Source organism: Rhizobium rhododendri (assembly GCF_007000325.2).
In the GTDB taxonomy this organism is placed as follows: Bacteria; Pseudomonadota; Alphaproteobacteria; order Rhizobiales; family Rhizobiaceae; genus Rhizobium; species Rhizobium rhododendri.
Genome location: NZ_CP117267.1, coordinates 155528 through 171043, shown reverse-complemented (window position 1 = coordinate 171043; position 15516 = coordinate 155528). Strand labels below are relative to the sequence as shown.

The window sequence follows — 15516 nt, the reverse complement described above, 5'->3', positions numbered from 1 at the left end:
GGCAGTACGTTGATCCCGATTTGATTAGCAACATCTTTTGCGACTGAATTCAATAGTCATTCTGCAACCGGGAGAGTGGCGTGCAGCCTCATATTCAAGTTGAGCCCCATCCAACTGTGGCGAAAATACGACAGCTTGGCGCAGAATGGTAACTCCTGGCAACACTCGGGGTGCTCGTTTGATCTCGCTCAAACCCGGCCTCCCACCAGCGCGCGATGATTGCCCTTCAGGAAGCAATTCCGCTTACGAAGGACGTAGATCCATGAAATTTTATAAACCGATCAGGATATTGTTGGCTGCCGGAATGCTGGCAGTGGCGACATCGGCCGGTGCAGCCGACACCACCGTAGATCCGTCGATATCCCTGCAGGCGCAAAGCCCCTGGCAGATCAGGCTGAGGGCGCTTGGCGTCATTCCGCGCGATTCAGGCCGGGTCGACGGTATCGACGGCTCCGGATTGTCGTTTTCCAATACCGTTATCCCGGAACTGGATGTGTCCTATTTCTTCAACGACAACATTGCCGTGGAACTGATACTTGGCACCACCAAATCGACAGTCCATGGCCAGGGATCGATTTTCAGCCTCGGAAATATCGGCAAGACCTGGATGTTGCCACCGACACTGACGCTGCAGTACCACGTCACCAGCCTCGGCGCGTTTCGCCCCTATGTCGGCGCCGGCATCAACTACACGATGTTCTATAACCAGTCCGGCAACAGCGCCGACAGCCTCAATGTGAAGAACACGTTCGGCGTCGCCTTCCAGGCAGGCTTCGACTACATGCTGGACCAACACTGGGGCCTGAACGTCGATGTCAAGAAACTGATCCTGCGGCCAGACTTCGACGCGACCGTTGGAGGAAGCCATGTCAGTGGCAAGGCCAACCTCGATCCTCTCATGATCGGCACCGGCATCACCTACCGCTTCTGACAGGCAGGCAGCACTCCACCGCGAACTGCCAAATGCAAAAAGGCCGGGACAAAGCCCGGCCTTTCCAGTCTGTCGTCACGGACGCTGGCAAAGCCTGCCGCCCGTGATGAAAATGTCTTAGGCTGCCTGAAGGCGGTCTGCAGACATCTTGCCCGAACGCTTGTCAGCAACGAGCTCGTAGGAGATCTTTTGACCTTCCTGGAGTTCGCGCATGCCGGCGCGTTCAACGGCCGAGATGTGTACGAAAACGTCGGCTGCGCCGTCGTCAGGCTGAATGAAGCCGAAGCCCTTGGTTGCGTTGAACCACTTAACTGTACCTGATGCCATAACGATATCCTTTTCGAATCGCGAGTAGAGAAGAACGCAACCCGGAAAACGCCCGGATCGCGGTGAAAACCGATTTTGAAGGGAAGTTCGCCAGCAACGGCTGGAATGGCCGCAACAAAGTTCATCTAGCAAGATCGATGGCGACGTTTATATCCGACCTCCGTCGCTGTTTCAAGCCACGGCGAGTGCAAAGTCTCACCGCCGAAAGCCTGTTACTCATACGGGTGCATTGATCGGTTGCCGGAAGGCCTTGCACGCCCGACGTTTGGATGGGGCAACGGCGTGGCGGGCGCGGCCCAAAAAAATGCAAATTCAACCTGGAATGGCTCTGTCAAAGTCTAAAATCCCAGGTCCACTTCCACCTTTGAGCGATGGCTCCCGAAGCGTCACGAATCAACGATTGCAGCAACTTTCAGGTCGTTCCCGGAAGTGGTTAGCGATACTCAATGCATTCACATTGTCGACACGCTAACCGCGATTTCCAGCAACCGATTATCCATGGAGCTTTCAAACTACGAGGGATCATTACTGTTAGTGTATAAACAGACAGCCAGGCTTTGCTTTTTCATGCGTTATTTCGTTTATTTCTAATGCTGGAATGGCACTGACTTGCGAAAGCGCAATTTTTTGCCGCGATATTCCGGCTGTTCATTGGCAATTTTAGAGATACATGGCCTCCTCTTTAGAATTAAGAATTACTTAGAAAGTATGTCCTACATTTTATTCGACTGATATGCATGGCTGAGTCGTCATCCAGCAGAGGTCAGCGGGTTTCGTGGGTAGGGCGCCTCTGTCAAAAATCGGCAGCATCCTCACCGTCCGCTTCTCACGGTCTGCCCGGTGAATGATTTGCTCGTGGCACCCCTCCCCGAAAAACAGATTTGCCGGAGTTGCAGGTGAAACACATATCTATCATTGGAAAATTTTTGCTCATCATGGCAGGCTTCGGGCTCTTTGCCATCGGCGTCTCGCTCTATTCAGGCCAGCAGCTCAGCAGCATCGACACGGGCTACAGTGCGCTGCTGGATCACGAGTCGGCAGCCGCGCTTAATTCGGCCCGAGCCAACCGCAGTTTGCAAACCGCGCGGGCGTCGATCGGCGATATCTTGATGGCGAATACGGACGAGCTCAATGCGCGCTCCGAGAAAAGCCTCAAAGAGGCTAGCGATGGCTTTGTCAAATTCATGGACCAAGCGATCGCTGCGTTACCCGAGAACGCTTCGCTGCCCCAACTGAAAACGGAAGGCATCCAAATTCTTTCCACGACCTGCGCACCAGCGATTGTTGCTGGTCGAGCTGCCACTAGTCCCACCGACGTTCTCGCTTCACAGCAACTTTTCCTGAGCCAGTGCCAACCTGCATTCGCTGCAATCTCTCCGAAATTTTCGTCTTTCGTCACTGACATTGCGGATGCGTCTTCCAAGGAAAGCGACCGGCTTACCAGTGTCACAAACGGTACGATCATGACGACCCTGATCATCGTCGCCGTTGGCCTTGTCGCGGTGCTCGTGCTTGGCTTCCTCGCCGTTCGCTCGTGGCTTGTCAGCCCGATCCAGAAATTGGCCAAAACCATGAATGTGCTTGCCAATGGCAACCTCGACGCAACAGTCGACGGCGTGGATCGGCGCGACGAGATCGGCACCATGGCCAAGGCGGTCCAGGTGTTCAAGGATAATGGACTGCGTGCCAAGGAACTCGAGCGGGATGCGGAACAGACCCGCACCGCAAGCGAGGCCGAACGCAGCCGCGTCGCCCAGGCCGATCGCCAGCGAGCCCAAGAAATGGCCCAGGCGACCTCGGGGCTTGCAAACGGGCTCAAGCATCTCTCGAGCGGCGACCTGACCTTCCGCCTCGACGAAGCATTTGCCGGCGACTTCGAAAGCCTGCGTGCCGACTTCAATGCTGCCGTCGACCAGCTTGCCTCCAGCTTGCGGTCGGTCTCCATTGCAACGGGATCCATTGACAACGGTGCGCGCGAAATCAGCCAGAGTGCCGACGATCTTTCCAGGCGCACGGAACAGCAGGCTGCATCGCTCGAGCAAACTGCGGCGGCACTCGACCAGATCACCATCAACGTTGCCAACTCCTCGAAGCGGACTGAAGAGGCGCGCCACGTGGCGATCGAGGCCAACAAGTCGGCGCGGCGCTCCGGCGAGGTCGTTTCCAACACGGTCGTTGCCATGCAGCGCATCGAGCAATCCTCCAACCAGATCTCCAGCATCATCGGCGTCATCGACGAGATCGCCTTCCAGACCAACCTTCTGGCCTTGAACGCAGGTGTCGAAGCCGCTCGTGCCGGCGAGGCGGGCAAGGGCTTTGCGGTCGTGGCCCAAGAAGTCCGCGAACTCGCGCAGCGGTCGGCCCAGGCCGCCAAGGAGATCAAGGATCTGATCCGCAATTCCGGCGAGGAGGTCAGCAATGGCGTCAAGCTCGTGCAGGAAACCGGACAAACCCTGAAGATCATCGAAGAACAGGTCATATCGATCAACACACAGCTCGATTCGATTGCGACATCCGCCAAGGAACAGTCGGTGGGGCTGGCTGAAGTCAACACGGCGGTCAACCAGATGGACCAGGTGACCCAGCAGAACGCCGCCATGGTCGAAGAATCGACCGCTGCAAGCGCCGCTCTGGCCGGGGAAGTCGAACGGTTGCGCGAGATCATCTCCGAATTCAATGTCGGCGGAGGCCGCGAAGCAACGCCGATGCGCCGTCCGGAAGTGGCCCATGCCAGCCACAAGCCCGTTCCTTCGCCCGCACGACGCATGCTTTCCAAGGTTGCCGGCGCCGTCGGCCTCGGAGGCGGCAGCTCCGCTGCAGCAGAGAACTGGGAAGAATTCTGAGCCCGTCGACGATCAAAGCCTGACACAGCACTCGAATTACCAAGAGGCCGGCCGCCAAGTCATTGGTGGCCGGCCTTCCGCATTTTCGCCTGACGACGACGATCGTCGCCGCGCAGCACTTGCGGCCGATGAGAGCTATCCTGGCAAAACATGCACGCCGTGCTTTTCATCAGCAATCCTTCACATAGTCTGGAACAACCTGTTCGAACACTGGTTGGTTGTCTGTAAAAACAAACCAGGGAGATACCCAATGTATTCCAAGATCTTGGCAGTGACTGCTCTGACGCTCGCAATGGCAACAAGCGCGATGGCAGCCGGCACCGGCAGCCCAGGTAGCAGCTCCGGGACATCCGGCGCCTCCGGTTCCAGCTCGGGCAGCGATAGCACAGGCAATGGCACCAGCACCGGAACGCCCGGCTCGAACACGGGAACCGGCGGCACAAGCGGTGGCATGACGAATGGCACCGGCACCAACAGCGGCGGCAGCAACGGCGACGGCAAGTCGCAGGATTGCAACGCTACAAAAACCAACAAAAATACGACGAATATGAAGTCCGACTCCGACAGCGCGCAGACCTCGAACTGCCAGTAATTTTATATTGGCTGATCAGCCCCGAGACCGACAGCCCCGAACTCCGCGGGGCTGTCTTCTATTTCGGACGTCAGGCAAATGGCACGTAATTGTCGCAAAATTGACAAAGTTCGTTTGACTTTCTGCGGAATATCGAACTAAATAATATACATGGTTGGGAGACCATGCGGAGGAGGATTTCATGAGCGATCGTGCAAAAGCATATGTCATAGCTTTCGAACTGTCTGCCTGCATCTGGGCAGCCATCGGGCTAATCGTCTGGAGCAGCCTCTGATCCACCGGCACAGAGCCGATTGCCTGATGCGCGAGAAAAGCGACGCTGCCGCTTTTCACCTTTGATCACATGATTTCGACGACGCTTTCGTCGCTACGACCGTTCCCGAAATGCGGCGATAGTCAACCTGACTTATGTCAGGCTGCGTTCTCCATCTTGTACGGATCGAACCGTCCGTAGAACGTTTCCCCGCTTGCGGCCATCTCGACCAGCAGCGGCGTCGGCTTGAAATGGTCGCCGTGTTCAGCCGCCAGTTTTTCGCAAAGCGCCACGAACGTCTTTGCTCCCATTCCATCGATGTAGGACAGCGTGCCGCCGGTGTAAGGCGCGAAGCCGAAGCCGAGGATGGAGCCGACATCGGCCTCGCGGGGGTCGGTGACAATGCCCTCTTCCATCGTCCGGGCAGCTTCGAGCGCGATTGTCACCAGCATGCGCTGCTTCAAGACCCCGACATGCACATCCTCAGGCTTCTTTTGAGAGAAGAATTCCTTCAGGCCGGGCCAAAGCGTCTTCTTCGCCGGTTTGGCAGGATAGTCGTAGAAACCACGCCCGTTCTTGCGGCCCCGACGGTCGAGTTCGTCGACCATACGGTCGATGAGCTTGATGTGCTCGGGATCGACGGCGGCAGGCCCGAGATCGGCTACCGTTGCCTTCAGGATCTTCTGGCTGAGATCGATGGCCACCTCGTCGTTCAGCGACAGCGGTCCGACGGGCATCCCGGCCATCTTGGCGGCATTCTCGATCATGGCCGGCGGCACGCCTTCGATCAGCATGTCATAGGCCTCATGGATGTAACGGAAGACACAGCGGTTGACGTAGAATCCACGGGTGTCGTTGACGACAATAGGCGTCTTCCTGATGGCGGCGACGAAATCCAGCGCCACGGCCAGTGCACGGTTGCCGGTCTCCTTGCCCATGATGACCTCGGTCAGCATCATCTTTTCCACTGGAGAGAAGAAGTGGATGCCTATGAAATTGGACTTGCGCTTCGAGTTTTCCGCCAGTCCCGAGATCGGCAGCGTCGAGGTGTTGGAGGCAAAGATCGCCGTCTCGGGCAACACCCCCTCAACGGCCTCGATCACAGCTTTCTTGACATCGCGGTCCTCGAACACGGCCTCGATGACGAGATCGGCATCGCCTAGATTGCTGTAATCGGCTGACGGCGTGATGTTGGCAAGCAGGGCTGCGCCCTCCTCCTGCGTCAACCGACCCTTTGCGATGGCATCCTTGACGAGCCCCTCGCCGGTCGCCTTGCCCTTGTTGGCGGCGTCCATATCACGGTCGATCAGGGTTACGCGCAGGCCCGCTGCGGCTGTGACATACGCGATGGAGGCGCCCATGAAGCCGGCGCCGACGATGCCGACATGGCGCAGGACCGTCTTTGGGATGCCGGCCGGGCGACGGGCGCCCTTGCCGAGCTCCTGCATCGAGACGAACAGCGAGCGGATCATCGAGAACGCTTCGGTCGTCCGCAGGACCTCGGTGAAGTAGCGCTGCTCGATCTTCAGGCCGAGGTCAAAGGGTACCTGCAGGCCTTCGTAAACGCATTTGAGGATGGCGAGCGCGCCCGGATAATTTCCCGCTGTCTCGCGGCGGAGAATGGCGGGCGCTGCCGGCCAGAGTTGGGCCGAGGCCGGCGTCCAGATCCCGCCGCCGGGAACCTTGAAGCCTTTTTCGTCCCACGGAGCGACGGGTTTCAGTCCATCCCTGATCATCTGCCTTGCCGCAGCGATCAGCTGATCCGGTTCGACGACCTGATGCACGAGGTTCATCGCCTTGGCGCGCGCCGGAGACAGCGAGGCGCCCGTCGTCATCATCTGCAGGGCGTCCTGGGCATTGGCAAGCCGCGAGACCCGCTGCGTTCCGCCAGCGCCCGGGAAGATACCGACCTTGACCTCCGGCAGCGCCAGCTTGACATGCTTGGCGCTGGAGACGACACGGCCATGGCAGGCGAGCGACATCTCGAAGGCACCGCCCATGCAGGTGCCGTTGATCGCCGAAACCCATGGTTTGCCGCAGGTTTCGAGCTTGCGGAAAAGGCCTGTCATGCGGCCCACAAGGTCGAACAGCTTTTGTGCCGCCGTCGCAGGGTCTCTCGCCTTCTCATCATTGTAGAAGGTGAACATCGACTTGATCATCGACAGATCGGCGCCCCCGGAAAAACTGGCCTTGCCCGAAGTGATGACCACGCCCTTCACGGCAGCATCGGCGACGCTTGCATCAATGATGGCGTCAAGCTCTCCCATGACCTCGGCTGTGAACACATTCATCGACTTTCCCGGCATATCCCAGGTGACCAGCGAAATGCCGTCTGCATCAGTCTCGACAGTGAAATTGGTGTAGCTGCTCATCGCGGGATTCCTCTCCCAGTAAATGTTCGTGGTTGCCGGGTTGCACACTCACTCGCTTGCCCCCATCAGGGGGGGGTGCGGAGAAAGCCATCAGACCCTTTCGATGATGGTGGCGGTGCCCATGCCGGCGCCGATGCAGAGGGTAACCAGGGCGACGTTGAGATCCCGGCGCTCCAGCTCGTCGAGCACTGTACCGAGGATCATCGCACCGGTGGCGCCGAGCGGATGGCCCATGGCGATGGCGCCGCCATTGACGTTGATTTTGCCATGATCGATGTCGAAAGCCTGGCAGTAGCGCAGAACGACGGCGGCAAAAGCCTCGTTGAGTTCGAAAAGATCGATATCCGCCAGCGACAGGCCGGAACGCTTGAGCAGCTTCTCGGTCACATCGACTGGCCCTGTCAGCATCAGTGCCGGGTCGGAGCCGATGTTGGCGAAAGCCTTGACGCGGGCCCGGGGTTTTATTCCCATGCTCCCGCCACCAGCCCTGGAGCCGAGCAGTACGACGCCTGCGCCGTCGACGATGCCGGAGGAATTGCCGGCATGGTGGACGTAGTTGATGCGCTCGATTTCCGGATGCGCCTGGATACCGACGGCCTCGAAGCCGCCCATTTCACCGGGCATCTGGAAGGACGGATTGAGGGCGCCGAGCGCCTGCATATCCGTGCCGGGGCGCATGTGCTCGTCATGGGCAAGGATGGTCAGGCCGTTCTGGTCCTTGACCGAAATGACGGACTTGTCGAACCAGCCGCTTTTCCAAGCATGCGCCGCGCGCTTCTGGCTTTCGACAGCATAAGCATCGACATCGGCGCGCGAGAAACCGTATTTTGTGGCAATCAGATCGGCGGAGACGCCCTGCGGCATAAAATAAGCGGGAAAATTGACCGATGGATCCATGAACCAGGCACCACCGCCCATCCCGAGCCCGACCCGCGACATGCTCTCGACACCGCCGGCAATGACGATGTCGTCCGCGCCCTGGGCGATCTTGGCCGCAGCCAGATTGACGGCATCGAGGCCGGATGCGCAGAAGCGCGAGATCTGCATTCCGGGGGCACGGGTCGAATAGCCCGCCTCGAACGCCGCAGCCTTCGGGATGACCGCGCCGGCTTCCATTACGGGATCGACGCAGCCCATGATGATGTCGTTAACCGTCGCCGTATCCAGACCGTTGCGATCACGGATCGCCTCCAGCGTGCGTGCAGCGAGACGCACCGACGGCACTTCATGCAACGCGCCATCCTTCTTGCCACGACCGCGGGGCGTGCGGACATGATCGTAAATGAAAACCTCGGTCATCGTCTCTCTCCCAGGCGCCGCCGGCACCAAATTCGATCTCGTAATATTAGTCGAAGAATATAGTGATCCGGGCAAGCACTTCGAACATGATGAAATCCGGCACACTTTCCACGTATTTCCCGCCGCGCGCCCTGAGGTCGAGCGACCGCAGCTGATTGCACAGGATCACACCCGAACTCCGCGTTCCCGCGCCGGACAACGACACGGCAAATCCTTTGAAACGGGCAAACTCACTGCCGGTCGTTATAGGCACCACTATCGGCGTGCCGATGGCATTGAAGCTTTTCTTGGTAACCACCAGCACATACCGCGCGCCAGCCTGTTCACGTCCACGGATCGGTTCTAGATCGACGTGCCAGATGTCTCCGCGATCCACTAGATGACCTCTCGGCCAGACGGTGCATCATCGAGCCATTCCCGATCTTCCTCTGTAAACGGTGCATCAAGATCGCACTGCGCCAAAAGCTCATCGAGCGTGTACTTCGGCCGCTTGTGCGGAACCGCAACGACGCGCCCATCCTCTGCCAATACCTCGACCTTGGTATTGGCTGTCAGTCCCAACTCATCAACTACAGCTTTCGGGATCGTCATCATGACAGAGCCTCCCACATTGCGAAGTGTCGATGTCGCCATTTTCGCCTCCAAAAGTTATATCAATATATAACTTTCAATCATGCTTCACAAGATGCGGACTCGACCTCAGATACCGCTTCTGCAGATCAAAACGCCTCCGCCGGCAGCGCCATCATGGTGTCTGCGCCGGCCTCGACGCGGGTGCGGCGTAGCGCGGTTTCCGGCAGGATGCGCTCCATGTAAAAGCGCCCGGTCACCAGTTTGGCCTCGAAAAACTCCGAACGAGCACTGTCGCCGGAGGCAAGGCCTGTCTGCGCCGCTTTGACCATCTTCGCCCACATGTAACCGAGCACGACGAGGCCGAAGAGGTGCATGTAATCGGTGGAGCCGGCACCGGCATTGTCGGGCTTTGCCATGGCGTTCTGCATGAACCACATGGTCGCGGCCTGGGCGTCGCCGAGGCTCTTCTTCAAGGCCTTGGTGAACGGTGCCATCGCTTCGTCGGCGCGGTTCTCCTCGCAGAAATCGCCGATCTCCTTGAACAGCGCCATCACCGCGCGGCCGCCGTTGAGGCCGAGCTTGCGGCCGACCAGATCGAGCGCCTGGATGCCGTTGGCGCCCTCGTAGATCATCGCAATGCGGGCATCGCGGACATACTGGCTCATGCCGTTGTCCTCGATATAGCCATGGCCGCCGAACACCTGCTGGGCCATGACGGCGTGCTCGAAACCCTTGTCCGTCATGACGCCCTTGAGGATGGGCGTCAAAAGGCCAAGGATGTCGTCGGCCAATTGGCGCTCCCTTTCATCGGTCGCGCGGTGGGCGATGTCGGATTGCAGGGCCGTCCACAGCAGGAAGGCACGACCGGCCTCGTTGAAGGCTCGAATGGTCATCAGCGTCCGGCGGATATCGGGGTGGACGATGATCGGATCGGCCTTTTTGTCCGGCGCCTTTGCCCCCGACAGCGAGCGGCCCTGGATACGATCGCGGGCGTAGGCGGCGGCGTTCTGGTAGGCGACTTCCGAGATCGACACGCCCTGCAGACCGACGCTGACGCGCGCCTCGTTCATCATCACGAACATGGCGGGCAAGCCTCGGTTCTCGGTGCCGATCAGGTAGCCCGTCGCGTCGTCGTAGTTCATCACGCAGGTGGCGTTGGCGTGAATGCCCATCTTGTGCTCGAGGGCGCCGCAGCTGACACCATTTCTGGCGGCCGGTGCACCGTCTTCGCCAATCAGGAATTTCGGCACGATGAACAGCGAGATACCCTTGGTGCCCTCCGGTGCGCCCTCGATGCGGGCAAGCACGAGATGAACGATATTCTCCGTCAGGTCGTGCTCGCCCGCCGAGATGAAAATCTTCTGGCCGGAAATCCGGTAGCTGCCATCAGGCTGTAGCACGGCCTTCGTGCGCAGCAGACCGAGATCGGTGCCGCAATGGGGCTCCGTCAGGTTCATCGTCCCCGACCATCTGCCCTCGACCATTTTCGGCAGGTATGTGCGCTTCTGCTCCTCCGTGCCGTGCACGAGGATCGCAGACATCGCTCCGTGCGTCAGGCCGGGATACATCATAAGTGCCATATTGGCTGAAGAGGTATATTCGCCGACGGCCGCATGCAGCGTATAGGGCAGCCCCTGGCCGCCGAATTCCTCCGGCACTGCAAGCCCTGTCCAACCACCGGCGCAATAGGATTCATAGGCCTGCTTGAAACCTGTTGGCGTCGAGACATTGCCGTCATCGCTGCGCCGGCAGCCTTCCTGATCGCCAGAATAGTTGAGTGGAAACAGTACTTCCTCGGCCATCCGGGCAGCTTCGCCAAGGATGGCCTCGATCATCTCGGGCGTCGCATCGGCAAAGCCCGGCAGATTATTGTAGCGCTCGAGGCCGAGCACATCGTTGAGAATGAACAGCGTGTCGCTGACGGGCGCCCGATAGACTGGCATCGTTCAAATCCTCCAATTCGCAAAGACGAGGCCAAGGCTCCGTCCCTGCAACAAGCCTATGAAATATTGACGTGCGCGTAAACGTCAAATGTATGACCCGAGGGTAAAACTTTTGTGTCGGAGGGGCGATGGGTGCCGTATGCGAGACCCCAGGCGCTGGCACCGGGAGAAAGTGCGGCTCGGCTTCCTCAGAGATATCTTGTGTCCGCAATGGCCGGGCTGGTGCGCATTGAACAAAGGTTAAAGAAATTTTCGGGAAAGTTAACGGGTTCTTTACCACGTTTTGCGAATTTTGCGGCGTGAGCGGAGTGATCCGTATTCCATGCCGCAGTTTAGATTTTTGGAATACAGCGATCTCCACCGGTCACAGGAATGCGTACCGTAATACGCCCTTGCGTCTGGTGCTCTTCAGTCACTGCAGTTTTCGATGGCAGCGGCGCGAGTACCGGGGGAAACAGCCCGCAAGGGTCAAATGTCGAAGTGAGCAACACGATGAGCGGATCTCCATCACATCCTCCCCTGATGAACGACAGGACGGCTCTCGATGCACTCAGCCGCACGATCGAGGGTCTAGAGGCCCGCATCGAAGGTCTGATGGGCGCAGCAGGCGGTCTGGAAACGGCGCGCCCGCAGGCACCAGCGGCAGCCGTGTCGTCTGCAGCCCGCCCGGCGCTCGCAGAGAGATCCAATCGTCTGGACCGCGCTGTCGCCAGCCGCGAGGCCAACGACAGGCCATCGCGCGCCGAAGCACCGGCGCCAGCTCCACGCTCCGATCCCTTTGCCGAAATCCGCCAGCGCCAGCGCATACTCGGGGCCAGCCGCGACCGCAGCCAGGCCGCAGAGCAAGAGGCACCCGTCCGTCCGCCGCTCGCACCGCGCGCCGCAGAACCCGTGGCCTCGCGCCAGCCCGTTGCCCGCGTTGCGGCCGATAGCCGCCCTGCAGCGGATGCGATGACCGAGATCGCCCAGGCCCTGGTCAGCCTGCGCCACGACCTCAAGAAAGACATCGCAGACGGGGTAGCGCGCGAGATGGGCGCACTCCGGGCCGAGATCCGCACGATCAAGGGCGCCGCCGAAGACCATAATTTCGCAGACAGCATGCGCGCCGATCTGACGCGTCTTGCCGACAGCATCGACCAGCTGGCAAACACCGGTGCCAGCCACGGCTCCGAGGCCGCCGCCCTGAAGGCAGAGTTCGACGATCTTCGCGCGCTGATGGACGGGCTTGCCCGCGAGGAATCCGTGCGGGGAATGGAGAGCCGTTGGGACAGCGTGGAAGATCGGCTGCAGGCTATCGACACATCCGGCCTGCAGGAAGAGCTTGTCGCGCTGGCCTACCGCATCGACGATATCAAGCGGCAGCTCGGCGGCATGAACGATAGCCCTGCGGTGCATGCGCTGGAAGAAAAGCTGATTTCCATTGCCACTGCGATGGAGCAGTTCGGCAACCTCATGCAGCCGCGCGACCGCGCCATGACCGAGCAGTTCACCGCGATCGATACGCGCCTCGACGAAATCAGCCGGGCGATCGCCGCCAGCGGCCGCAGCACCGCCAACACGGCCGATCCGGCGCTGATCCAGCGCCTCGAAAACCGTATCAGCAGCCTCGCCGACCAGATCGACGTGATGAGCAGCGAAGCCATGTTGCGCTTCGAGCCGACCATGGATCTGGCAAGCCGTATCGAAAGCCTCAGCAGCCGCATCGACGACATGGCTCATGCGGAAACCGCGATCAACCTCGAAGAGCGACTGAACGAGCTGTCGCGGCTGATGGAAAGCTCATACAGCCAGGCGCCGCAGCCGGATCTCACCGTTCACCTCAGCGATATTTCGCGCAAGATCGATGCGCTCGACCAGGGTGCGGTCAACGACGTGCTGGCCGAACGGCTGGAGCAGCTGGCCCGCCGCATCGACCAGATCGACATGCATCCGCCGGCGTCGGCCTTCGACGAGACGGTCGTCGTCAGGCTCGAAAGCCGGCTCGCCGATATTGCTTCCCGGCTGGAGGAAAGCACCGCTGCCGCACCGACCGACAGTCACGCCTTGCGCGGACTGGAAGACCAGATCGCTCACCTCTCCGAACTCCTGAGCGAGCCGCGCAACGGCTTTCCGGTCGAATTCGACCAGCGCATGAGCGCTATCGAAGACTATATGAGCACCAACGACGAATACGTCATCGAAGCCGCTCGTCAGGCAGCCGAGACTGTCGTGCAGGCTTATTCCCGGCAGGGCGCGATGAACGGCGCGGCACCTGCGGCCGAGATGTCGGCATTGGCGGCGCTGGCCGAGGATCTTCGTCACCTCGAGGACATCAGCCGCAGCAGCGACGAGCGCACGCACCGCACATTCGAAGCCCTGCACAATACGCTGGTCCAGATCGCCGACCGTCTCGACAACATGGAGCGCAGCAAGCCCGCCGCCCGCATGCCGGCCGCCGAGTTCAACCCGCCGCCGCTCGAATATGCCGATGCGCCGCAAGCCCGTGCTGCCGCACCTGCGCAGAAGAGCGGACCGGTGATCCGCACCGCATCCGCTGCAGTGCCGATGGCAACCGTCGCTGCTGCGCGAGCCGCCGCCGATACCGCGGTACCGGGCGTAGCTGAGGTCACCAACGCCGACGCAATTCCTATGGATGCCGAAACCAAGGCGCGCATCAAGGCGGCGGTCAAGAGCGAAGGCGGCAAGCCGAGCCTCTTTGCAGCCCTCGGCAAGCGTCTGCGACCGGGCCGCAAGGCAGACACAGAGGCCTCGACCGACCGCCAGGTGATCGACCCGACGCCGTCGATCGATTCGGGCGACATGATGCATGCCGACGAGGCGAACGAGTTGCTGGAGCCCGGCTCCGGCGCGCCGGATATCAAGAAGATCCTCGAAAGGGTGCGGGCCAGCCAGAATGCCGCCCGCAATGGCGCAGGCAAGCCGCAGACCGAAAACGAACGTGCCGACTACATCGCCGCCGCCCGCCGCGCTGCCCAGGCCGCTGCCATGGAAGTCGACCAATCGCGAACAGCGCCCACGGTCAAGGGCCCCGGCAAGACGGGAACTTTCGCGCGCTACCGCCGCCCGATTCTGCTCGCCGTCGGCGCTGCATTGCTGGCGCTCATGGCGTTTCCGCTGGTCCACTCGTTGACCGGCAAGCAGGCACCGGCACCCGCCGAAGTGTCCGCTTTGACCTCGGCAGCGACCCCGGCGCCAGCAGCAACCGATCCTGCAGCCGCCGTTCAGCCGCAGCCCGCCCCTGGCCCGACACAGGCTGCGCCAGCAGAGCCTGGCATGGCGACGCAGACTGCCCACTTGGCATCGCCGGCTCCGGCCGGTAGCGATACCGCCAGCCAGCCGCTGACCTCGCCGGGCACACCTGCGCCGGGAATGGCGAATGCGACGCCGTCGGCGACAACCGCTCCGGACGTCGCTGCAGCCAACACCGCAGGCGATGCCACGACACCGGCAGCTCCTGCTGCCGTCATCGCCGTCCCGGACAGCATCCAGCCGCCGGCACTTGCAGATGCGGCCCGCCAGGGCGATCCTCTGGCACTCTTCGAGATCGGCGCGCGCTTCACCGAAGGCCGTGGTTTGCCGACCGATCTGAAGCAGGCGGCAAGCTGGTACCAGCTCTCTGCCGACAAGGGCTTTGCCCCGGCACAGTACCGTCTCGCCAGCATGTATGAAAAGGGCAATGGCCTCGACCGAGATCTCGCAAAAGCCAAGCAATATTACCAGCTGGCAGCCGACCAGGGTAACGCCAGCTCCATGCACAATCTGGCGGTTCTGTTCGCATCCGGCGCCGCTGGCCCGCAGGATTATGCCGCAGCTGTCGACTGGTTCACCAAAGCCGCCAATTTCGGCGTCTCGGACAGCCAGTTCAATCTCGCCATCCTCTATGCACGGGGCAACGGCGTGAAGCAGGATCTCACCGAATCCTACAAGTGGTTCGCCATTGCCGCCAAGGGCGGCGACAAGGATGCGGCACAAAAGCGCGACGAAGTGGCCAACTCCCTGAAGCCAGACCAGCTGCAGGCCGCCAAGGAAAAGGTCGATCTCTGGAAGCCGCAGCCACTGGACGACCAGAGCAACCGCGCCGATATTCCCGACGCATGGGCGGGCAAGAGCGTCCACACCGGCTCGGTCGATATGAAAAAGGCTGTCCGCAACATTCAGGCGATCCTCAACAACAACGGCTTCGACGCCGGCACGCCTGATGGCAACATGGGCGACAAGACGGTTGCAGCGCTGAAAAGCTTCCAGAAATCGGTCGGCCTGACGCCAGACGGCAAGATCACCGATCAGGTCGTCAAGCAGCTGCTGGCCCGCAACAAGCCCGCCTGAGACCGATCATTCATCCGCAAATGCCCGGCCGGAGAAATCCTGTCGGGCTTTTTCGTA

10 protein-coding genes are annotated in these 15516 nt (G+C 60.5%); 4 read left to right on the top strand and 6 right to left on the bottom strand.

The window, feature by feature from the left end; all coding sequences use genetic code 11:
- Positions 1-262: 262 nt before the first annotated feature.
- Entirely contained in the window at positions 263-931 is a 669-nt protein-coding gene (locus tag PR018_RS00850) for an OmpW/AlkL family protein (RefSeq protein WP_142823972.1), read from the top strand.
- A gap of 117 nt (positions 932-1048) precedes the next feature.
- Here the strand turns inward: PR018_RS00850 and PR018_RS00845 are convergent, their stop codons facing one another.
- A complete protein-coding gene (locus PR018_RS00845) occupies positions 1049-1258 on the bottom strand; it encodes a cold-shock protein (protein WP_111216728.1) in 210 nt (69 codons plus the stop codon).
- 896 nt (positions 1259-2154) lie between these two features.
- On the opposite strand from PR018_RS00845, the gene PR018_RS00840 reads away from it, so the two are divergent.
- Both PR018_RS00840 and PR018_RS00835 read left to right on the top strand, forming a co-directional pair.
- Complete coding sequence (locus PR018_RS00840; RefSeq protein ID WP_142829135.1) at positions 2155-4101, top strand: methyl-accepting chemotaxis protein; 1947 nt, start codon at positions 2155-2157, stop codon at positions 4099-4101.
- Between the two features lie 250 nt (positions 4102-4351).
- On the top strand, positions 4352-4693 hold the full coding sequence (locus PR018_RS00835) for an oxidoreductase (protein ID WP_142823970.1): 342 nt from the start codon (positions 4352-4354) through the stop codon (positions 4691-4693).
- Between the two features lie 411 nt (positions 4694-5104).
- Here the strand turns inward: PR018_RS00835 and PR018_RS00830 are convergent, their stop codons facing one another.
- The 5 genes from PR018_RS00830 to PR018_RS00810 all read right to left on the bottom strand — a co-directional run bounded on the left by PR018_RS00830 (position 5105) and on the right by PR018_RS00810 (position 11133).
- The gene (locus PR018_RS00830; RefSeq protein ID WP_142823969.1) at positions 5105-7318 is read right to left on the bottom strand and encodes an FAD-dependent oxidoreductase; all 2214 of its coding nucleotides are present in this window, start codon (positions 7316-7318) and stop codon (positions 5105-5107) included.
- A 90-nt stretch (positions 7319-7408) separates the two neighbouring features.
- Positions 7409-8617 (bottom strand): acetyl-CoA C-acetyltransferase, encoded by a 1209-nt coding sequence (locus PR018_RS00825; protein WP_142829133.1) that lies wholly within the window; start codon positions 8615-8617, stop codon positions 7409-7411.
- A gap of 46 nt (positions 8618-8663) precedes the next feature.
- A complete protein-coding gene (locus PR018_RS00820; protein WP_142829131.1) occupies positions 8664-8993 on the bottom strand; it encodes a type II toxin-antitoxin system PemK/MazF family toxin in 330 nt (109 codons plus the stop codon).
- Complete coding sequence (locus tag PR018_RS00815) at positions 8993-9250, bottom strand: AbrB/MazE/SpoVT family DNA-binding domain-containing protein (RefSeq protein ID WP_142823966.1); 258 nt, start codon at positions 9248-9250, stop codon at positions 8993-8995. Before PR018_RS00815 ends, PR018_RS00820 begins: the two co-directional genes overlap by 1 nt.
- A gap of 86 nt (positions 9251-9336) precedes the next feature.
- A complete protein-coding gene (locus PR018_RS00810; RefSeq protein WP_142829129.1) occupies positions 9337-11133 on the bottom strand; it encodes an acyl-CoA dehydrogenase C-terminal domain-containing protein in 1797 nt (598 codons plus the stop codon).
- A 492-nt stretch (positions 11134-11625) separates the two neighbouring features.
- On the opposite strand from PR018_RS00810, the gene PR018_RS00805 reads away from it, so the two are divergent.
- The gene (locus PR018_RS00805; protein ID WP_142829127.1) at positions 11626-15459 is read left to right on the top strand and encodes a peptidoglycan-binding protein; all 3834 of its coding nucleotides are present in this window, start codon (positions 11626-11628) and stop codon (positions 15457-15459) included.
- The last annotated feature ends 57 nt before the right edge of the window (positions 15460-15516 follow it).

What these genes read in the sequence shown, in the direction of transcription:
- PR018_RS00850 (WP_142823972.1), top strand. Translation starts at nt 263, where the DNA reads ATGAAATTTTATAAACCGATCAGGATATTGTTGGCTGCCGGAATGCTG.
- PR018_RS00845 (WP_111216728.1), bottom strand. Translation starts at nt 1,258, where the DNA reads ATGGCATCAGGTACAGTTAAGTGGTTCAACGCAACCAAGGGCTTCGGC.
- PR018_RS00835 (WP_142823970.1), top strand. Translation starts at nt 4,352, where the DNA reads ATGTATTCCAAGATCTTGGCAGTGACTGCTCTGACGCTCGCAATGGCA.
- PR018_RS00830 (WP_142823969.1), bottom strand. Translation starts at nt 7,318, where the DNA reads ATGAGCAGCTACACCAATTTCACTGTCGAGACTGATGCAGACGGCATT.
- PR018_RS00825 (WP_142829133.1), bottom strand. Translation starts at nt 8,617, where the DNA reads ATGACCGAGGTTTTCATTTACGATCATGTCCGCACGCCCCGCGGTCGT.
- PR018_RS00815 (WP_142823966.1), bottom strand. Translation starts at nt 9,250, where the DNA reads ATGGCGACATCGACACTTCGCAATGTGGGAGGCTCTGTCATGATGACG.
- PR018_RS00810 (WP_142829129.1), bottom strand. Translation starts at nt 11,133, where the DNA reads ATGCCAGTCTATCGGGCGCCCGTCAGCGACACGCTGTTCATTCTCAAC.
- PR018_RS00805 (WP_142829127.1), top strand. Translation starts at nt 11,626, where the DNA reads ATGAGCGGATCTCCATCACATCCTCCCCTGATGAACGACAGGACGGCT.